The organism is uncultured Brachyspira sp. (assembly GCF_934747485.1).
In the GTDB taxonomy this organism is placed as follows: Bacteria; Spirochaetota; Brachyspiria; order Brachyspirales; family Brachyspiraceae; genus Brachyspira.
In genome coordinates this window covers 20094-27569 of the sequence record NZ_CAKVGN010000042.1, presented here as the reverse complement: position 1 = coordinate 27569, position 7476 = coordinate 20094, and the positions used below count along the sequence as shown (strand labels likewise).

Annotated in this window: 7 protein-coding genes; all 7 read left to right on the top strand. The window is 25.9% G+C overall.

Going from position 1 to position 7476, the window contains the following annotated elements:
* The first annotated feature begins 313 nt into the window (after window positions 1-313).
* The 7 genes from Q0H31_RS08570 to Q0H31_RS08540 all read left to right on the top strand — a co-directional run bounded on the left by Q0H31_RS08570 (window position 314) and on the right by Q0H31_RS08540 (window position 7137).
* A complete protein-coding gene (locus tag Q0H31_RS08570) occupies window positions 314-1324 on the top strand; it encodes a SagB/ThcOx family dehydrogenase (RefSeq protein WP_295297265.1) in 1011 nt (336 codons plus the stop codon).
* A 40-nt stretch (window positions 1325-1364) separates the two neighbouring features.
* Window positions 1365-2450 (top strand): streptolysin associated protein SagC, encoded by a 1086-nt coding sequence (locus tag Q0H31_RS08565; protein WP_295297263.1) that lies wholly within the window; start codon window positions 1365-1367, stop codon window positions 2448-2450.
* Between the two features lie 55 nt (window positions 2451-2505).
* Window positions 2506-3846, top strand: coding sequence for a YcaO-like family protein (locus tag Q0H31_RS08560; protein WP_295297261.1), 1341 nt, complete (start codon window positions 2506-2508; stop codon window positions 3844-3846).
* On the top strand, window positions 3821-4474 hold the full coding sequence (locus Q0H31_RS08555; RefSeq protein WP_295297259.1) for a CPBP family intramembrane glutamic endopeptidase: 654 nt from the start codon (window positions 3821-3823) through the stop codon (window positions 4472-4474). Before Q0H31_RS08560 ends, Q0H31_RS08555 begins: the two co-directional genes overlap by 26 nt.
* Window positions 4471-5211 (top strand): hypothetical protein, encoded by a 741-nt coding sequence (locus Q0H31_RS08550; protein ID WP_295297257.1) that lies wholly within the window; start codon window positions 4471-4473, stop codon window positions 5209-5211. Before Q0H31_RS08555 ends, Q0H31_RS08550 begins: the two co-directional genes overlap by 4 nt.
* Before the next feature lie 327 nt (window positions 5212-5538).
* The gene (locus Q0H31_RS08545) at window positions 5539-6234 is read left to right on the top strand and encodes an ABC transporter ATP-binding protein (protein WP_295297255.1); all 696 of its coding nucleotides are present in this window, start codon (window positions 5539-5541) and stop codon (window positions 6232-6234) included.
* 186 nt (window positions 6235-6420) lie between these two features.
* A complete protein-coding gene (locus Q0H31_RS08540; RefSeq protein ID WP_295297253.1) occupies window positions 6421-7137 on the top strand; it encodes an ABC transporter permease in 717 nt (238 codons plus the stop codon).
* Window positions 7138-7476: the final 339 nt, after the last annotated feature.

The following is a 7476-nucleotide window of genomic DNA, read 5'->3' as shown; positions in this document are numbered from 1 at the left end:
CTAAAGTTGAAAAACAATTGGAAATTATATATAATTTAGCAAGAAAGGAGCTTTTTTAGTTATCTAGGACAGCCCCTAATTTTATTATAAACTAATGCTGTAAATAATATTTGCAGCATTAGTTTATTTTTTGTATTTTAAGAAATTTCAAATCAAAATAACTTTCTATACTATAGAGTTTTTATATAATAGATGATATTAAATAAAATATAATTTCATATAAGAATAGTCTTTTTTATTATATTTTAATTTTACAAAATAAATTTTTTTAGTATTATATATTAGATGCGATTTACAAAAATAGGAATGTTATGTGTCTATTATAAAAAATAAGAAAAAAGATATAAAAAAAATAGAGATAAGCAAAGAAGAGTTAGAATCAAAAGAGATACCATTACTTTTTAGCGTTGTGAATTTTTCTTCAAATATACCTGTTTCTATGTATGCTGACACTATAGGGATAAAAACTTCAGAATCTTCTTATAGAGGAGCAATGCATTCCGAAGTAAATAGAAATATAAGCGAAGAATATTTATTAAACTCAAAGAAATCATCAATAGATTTATCTACAATGTTTGATGTAACAAGCTATTCATCTTTTCCAATAGATGCTGCTTTAAGTAACAGAATGTTGCTTGAAGAGGAGGTTCATAAAAAAGGAAATGCTATAAAACTTCCGCCATATAAAAATATTAATGCCCCTATAGGTTCGGTCATAAGGTCAAGAAGAAGCAGGAGAGATTTTAAGGGTAAGCCATTAACATTAAGCGACTTGTCTACACTGCTTTATTATGGAGATGGTATTTCGGGGGATTTTGATTTTAATTTAAATAAAGAAGAATATGGTACTATAACTTTTGGAGATAAATATATGTCTAAGCTTCGTACAGCTCCTTCAGGCGGCGGGCTTTATCCTATTTATTTGTATATTGCGGCACTTAATATAAATAATCTTGAGAAGGGTATATACAAATATATGCCTTTTACTCATTCGCTTGAAAAAATAAAATTATTTAATGATGATGATTTGGAGAATTACTATAATAATAACGTTTTCGGCGGAGGGATAGATTTAAGAAAGGCGGCTTTATCTATTTACTATGTGTATAGCATATATGAAAACTCAAGAAAATATGGTGATATGGCTTTGCAGTTTACTTTAATAGAGACAGGAGAGATTGCACAGAATATACAGCTTACTGCTGCTGCAAGCGGTATTTTAGCATGCGACATTGGAGGATTTAATAAAACTTTATCTGAAGAATTATTAAATTTAGATGGGCAGACTAATCATGTTGTGCATTTAACTTTGCTTTCAAAATGATTTTTATTATATAAAAAATAAATAGTAGGTTTATTGAAAAATGGCTAAGAAAAATATTAAACTTTATGATAATGCGAGTGTGTTTTTTAATTCTGATGATGAGATTAGATTTAGAAAGGGGATATGGAATTTTGAAGAGGCTTCTTTAGAGCTTAATGATTTGAATGATAATGTAAAAGAAGCTTTAATATTTATTGCTAAAGAACTTTTTGATGATAAGTTAATTTCTTTTGATTATGTAGTAAAGAAATTTTCTCTTGATGAAAAAGAAAGTAATTTTTTGAATGAAATTATATCTTCTCTTATAGGCAACAGGTTTTTAGAGTATGATGAGAACAATATGCTTAATAGTGTTTATGAGCTTATAGGGGAATATTTTTATGATATACCAGATGAAAGTAAGGTTCAAAAAAATAAAGTAATGTTTGTAACAGATAGTGATAGGCTAAAAGAATATGCTAAATTAATGTTAGAAGATTTGTATATGAATGTTATTATGATAGATATTGATGATATAAAAGAAATAGAAAAAGCAAATCTCACAGACACTACTGATGCAATAGAACATATTGAAAAGCAAAAAGAATTGTTAAAGTTATTTTGTGATATATCATGTGTGGTTGTAAGTGTTGAGAAACCAAGATTAAATTTGCTTAGAAATATTAACAGGCTTTTACTTGAAAAATCAATTCCTATGATTATATCAATATTAGACGGACCTTTTTTGAATATCACCACTATAAAGGCAAAAGAAACAGCATGTTATGAATGTTTTGAAAATAGAGTGATAGCAAGAAATGAAAGTTTATCAGTGTATAATAAATTTGTTAAACAAACTATTAATTTGAAATCAAATAATAGGAAAACTTATATAACCCCTATTTTGCAAACATTTACTTCACTTGCATTATATGAAGCTTTTTTATTTGCCACCATAGGAAAATGCAAACTATCAGGACGCGTTATTAATGTTTATATACCTTCTATAGAGATTCAAATTCAGGATTTACTCAGAGTGCCTTTCTGTGCGGCATGCGGACATATAAGCAAGGCTAAATATAATGAAATGTATACTTCTTCAAAGGAGATAATAGAGAAGTTTTTAAGTAAAGTAATAATAAAATGATTAAATAATTGAAAATATTATAATTTTTAATAAATTATATAAAAATGGAAAACTTATGATTAAATATTACCCAAGCCATAAAAATGTTTTAAATAAATACAATTCTCTTTGCGGACATCAGACAGGTATTATGGATTCTATTATTGTAATGCAGGCTAATTCTGTTATTGCTCAAAATATTAATACTTGTACTTCTATGCTTCCGGATTATCATAAAATATTATTAGGTGATAATGCTGAAGTTAATTATCATCTTTCTGGTTATGGCATTTATAGAGATGAAGCTATTATAAGATTATTAGGCGAAGGTGTTGAGAGATATGCATTATTTACAGCAAATTTGTATTTTGAAGAAAAATTAAAATATGCTTCCTATAATCAATTAAAAGAAAAATATCCTAATAATGTAATACCTTTTGAATATGTTAAAATATACAGCGATGAAGATTGCAATAAATTAAACAGTTTAGGGATTTTAGAAAATATTACAGAAGATGATATATTATCTTGGGTGCTTCTTCCTTCTTTGTTTGATAGAGAAAAAGAGTATTATGTACCGGCACAGAATTTCTTTTTATCTCATATAATACGAAGGGAAAAAAAAGAAAAAGTATTTATAGGCGGGTTTTCTAAAGGAAGTGCGAGTCATAAAAATATTAAATTGGCTTTGAAATCTGCTATAACTGAAATTGTAGAATGTGATGCTTGTATGATAAAATGGTATACAGAGAGCAAAGTTAAAGAAGTTGTTATTGATGATGATGTTGTTAATGAAACTATTAATACAATTTTAAGAGATATTGATTATAAAATAAGAGTGTTTGATTATACTATTGATAAAAAGTTAGGCTATGTTTTTACGGTAATGCTTATAAACAAAAGTGAAAAAAGTCCATATATTGTGGTAGGTGCTTCTTCTGGGCTTAATCCTAAAAAAGTGATATACAGAGCTTTTATGGAGGCTTTGGCTATACTTACATTAAATATTAACGGACCATTATCAATGCCGGCTGATTATTTGGAAACTAAGTATCAAAAAACTTATCTTAACCTTGACAGCAATGTTAATTATTGGGCTTCTTTAGATGATAAAGACAAAAAACTTAAATTTATTAACAGCAAAGTTACAGAAAAAATTGAATTAAGAAAATATAAAAACCTCGAAGAAAATACTGATTTAGAGTATTTATTTAATGGTCTTTATAATATTTCAAAATATGCAGTTTATTTGGATATTACTCCAACAGAAATAGCTGATAAAGATTTGCATGTAATGCGTGTATATGTTCCAGAGCTTGTGCAAATGTCAATGCCTGCTTTCCCATATAGTAAGCACCCTAGAATAATTAAAAATGGAGGAATTTCAAATAATGAATTTCCACACCCATTACCTTAGTGCTATTCTTGTACTAATTGCTGTTTCTTTTCCTACTTCTTTGATTGGCATATTTTTTAAATTAAATATTGGAAAAATAAGCAGTATTTTGCCTAATGCTTTAAGCTATTTTTTATTTGTAATAATGGTATTTTTTACAGGGTATGTTGGAAGTATTAATTATAATGCTCATATTTATTTTATTGTTTTAGCTTTTATTATGTCTTTTGTATGCATTGCCATAGAGATAATTGAAGCTTATGCTGTTCATTTTATTAAATATAAATTTTGGATTAAAAAAATATCAGTTCATGAAATTATAAATAAAAATAATGTTTTTTTTGATATTATAATTATATTGATAGGTGCTATTTGCGAGGAGATTATTTTTAGGCAGGTGTTCTTTAATATTTTATATAATATATTGGGAGTAAATATTTTTATTGTTATTATAATATCAGCTTTTATATATTCTATTAATCATATATATTTTGGTGCTAATGCTGTATTTCAAAAGTTTATAGAGGGTATAATATATTCTTTGTTGTTTGTATATTCTTCTTTTAGTGTGATAATACCAGCTATTACTCATTTTTCTCAAAATATGATTTTATATATATTAAGCAAAAAAAGAGAGGATATAAATTGATATTTTTAAAACTAATGCCTTATATTGTAATATGCTTTATATTAGGAACTATAATCAAATTTTTAAATTATAAAAATATCATAAATAACTTATGTTTTAATATTATGAATTATTCTAAAAAAGATTATGATGATATTTATATTTATATAAGCACTTATATATATTGGTTTTTTATAATTATATTTGCAATTATTATTAGTTTTTTGCAAAAACAAAATATTTTATTATATTTACTTATAGAAAGAAAATATATTGTTTATGTTTTTATTAATATTTTTGCTCTTATTTCTGCTTTTGAAATAATATTAGCAATTATAAGTTTATTTAATAAAAATATAAAAACAAATGTTATATTTAATAATATATTATCGTCTGCTCCTATTAATTTATTATATTCTTCAAGAAATAATAAAAAGTGGACTTTAATATTATTAGCAAGCGTAATTAAATGTTTATTTTTTAATGGTGTAATATATTTAGCTGTTAAAAGTCAATTTCAAGAGTTTAATTTATTTTTTATAATTCTTGCAGTTGCTCTGCTATTTTCTTTTGAAGAAATGCTTAGGCTTAATAATTTCAAAGGGGCTTTAATTTTTATAGTTTCTTGTTTTATTATTACAGCTATTAATGCTATTTCTTTTGAATATACTAATAGTTTAATTGCACCAATATTGGCCAATGTTTTTTTTACAATATACTATTTTGGTCAGTTTGAAAATATGGGAATATATTCATAAAAATTGGTATTACTCTCTTTGATATTAAAACTATTAAAGAGTTTAATATAATACATCTAAAGGAGTTATTTATATGATTAAATATTCTTCAAAAGTACGCACAACATGTTCTTTAAAGAGCCAATCTGCGGTATTGACTCCTGGAGGATGTTGCTGTTCTTGTTGTGTTAATGTAACAACTACAACTAACAATTAATTTATTATAATTTTTTATAATAAATTTGTATGTCTGTTGCATTGTTATGATGCAGCGGGCTTATATGTATTGACATTTTTAATATATGTTGTTTTAATAATTATAGTTTTTATCAAATAGAGTTGGTCTTAATGCAAGAAGTATTAATAAGTGCTAAAAATATAGAAAAAAAGTTTAATAAAAATATTATTCTAAAAAATGTAAGTTTAGATATAAATAAAGGCGAAGTAATAGCACTTGTTGGTCCAAACGGTTCCGGCAAAACTACATTAATTAATATATTATTAGGAATATTAAAAGCTGATAAGGGTGAGTTAAAAATTAATATAGAAGATTATAAAAAACATATAGGTCTTCAATTGCAATCCACTCCTTTTTTTGAAGGATACAATGTAAAAGATAATATATTAATGTTTTCAGCTCTTTATGACATTAAGATGAGTGATGAAGAAATAGAAAGTATTCTTAATAAATATAATCTTAATCCGAAAACACCTGCTATAAAGCTTTCAGGAGGAGAGCAGAAAAAACTTGCTATAATGATAGCTACTATGCAAAACCCTGATTTACTTATATTTGATGAGCCTACATCAAGTTTAGACCCGAGAGAAAGATATAATATAAAAAACATGATATTAGAGCTTGCTAAAAACAATAAGACTATACTTTTTACTTCTCATGATTTGGAGGAGGTAGAAGATATAGCGAGTAAAATAGTATTTTTATATAAAGGAGAGATATTAGAAAAGGGCAGCAAAGAAGAACTTTTAAAGAAGTATAATTTTGACAGTTTGGAGAAAGTTTATTTGCATATTACTAATTATTAATTTTAGTATTGTTTAGTATTAATTATATACTTGCACTTTCGCCGTAGTAGTACTTCATATGGTTCTTTGACGAAGTCCGCACCGCGACTGAAAGAAGTCCTTCAGGGCGACCGAAGAGAGTACCTTTAAGTGTGTAAGACGGGAAAAGAACAACAAAAAATTATAAATATATATTAAAAAATTATTATGAAAACGATATTTAAACTTACTATAAAAAAAGCTATAAGAGACCCTTTCCTTATATTTTGGTCTATATTCTTCCCAATAGTTACAATAATAGCATTGGGTATATTATTTAATACAGAAAGCTATACTATTCATATACTTACTGCTATGACTTGTGTGAGCGTGCTTGCTTATTCTTTTATGACTACGAGTTTTAATGTATTAAGTCAAAGAAGAAGGGGCGTTTATAATTTGCTTAAAGTAACTCCGCTTCCTTTATACAAATATATTATAAGCTCTTCTTGTGCTTGGGTGATGATATCTATTATAAGCTCTTTGTTTGTATTTATTTCTTGTGCTTTATTTTTTAAATTAGGGTTTTCTTTTGTTTCTATATTTTTGTTTTTGCCTATAATTATAGCGGCATCTTTAGTTTATATATTTATAAGCTTTTTTGTTTCTAGTTTGGTGAAAAATAATGAAACTGCTAGCATACTATATAATATTATTTTAATGGGTTCTATGTTTTTGAGTGACGGTTATTATTCTTTGTATAATGCTCCAAGTGTAGTGAAGTTTTTAAGCAGATTAAATATTTTTCAGTATTTTTTGAATGCTGTTAGGGGAGCTTATTATTTTGATTTTCAGTCATATTTTATTGGTTTAGCAGTGCTTTTAGCTTGTTTAATAATTGCTTTAATTCTTGCAGTTAATACTTTCAGATATGTTGATAAATAATAATAGGCTTGTTTGAAAACTTATTGATAAATTATTTTTTAATAAATGTTTTATATATTGAAATAATTTTAGTTTGTCAAAATGAATTTTGTAAATATTTGCAGTGATTTGTCTTTAACGAAATCTACACCGTGTAACTGCGGTAAAAGTTTATAGAAAATTATTGTTTTAATATAAATTGAAAACTTTTAAATCTGTAAAAATTTATTTTCTATGTTTTTATTTCTATCTGGGACTATCCCCATGCGAAGTGCCCCCACTTATTTTACGACCGAATGGAGTGCTGCGACTATAGGAAATATCTTTAGGTATGGGTGCGTAAGCTACTGGAAAAAGTTG

Excerpts from the sequence above, each read along its gene's own strand:
- Q0H31_RS08555 (WP_295297259.1), top strand. The coding sequence starts at position 3,821 with ATGAATTTCCACACCCATTACCTTAGTGCTATTCTTGTACTAATTGCT.
- Q0H31_RS08540 (WP_295297253.1), top strand. The coding sequence starts at position 6,421 with ATGAAAACGATATTTAAACTTACTATAAAAAAAGCTATAAGAGACCCT.
- Q0H31_RS08560 (WP_295297261.1), top strand. The coding sequence starts at position 2,506 with ATGATTAAATATTACCCAAGCCATAAAAATGTTTTAAATAAATACAAT.
- Q0H31_RS08565 (WP_295297263.1), top strand. The coding sequence starts at position 1,365 with ATGGCTAAGAAAAATATTAAACTTTATGATAATGCGAGTGTGTTTTTT.
- Q0H31_RS08545 (WP_295297255.1), top strand. The coding sequence starts at position 5,539 with ATGCAAGAAGTATTAATAAGTGCTAAAAATATAGAAAAAAAGTTTAAT.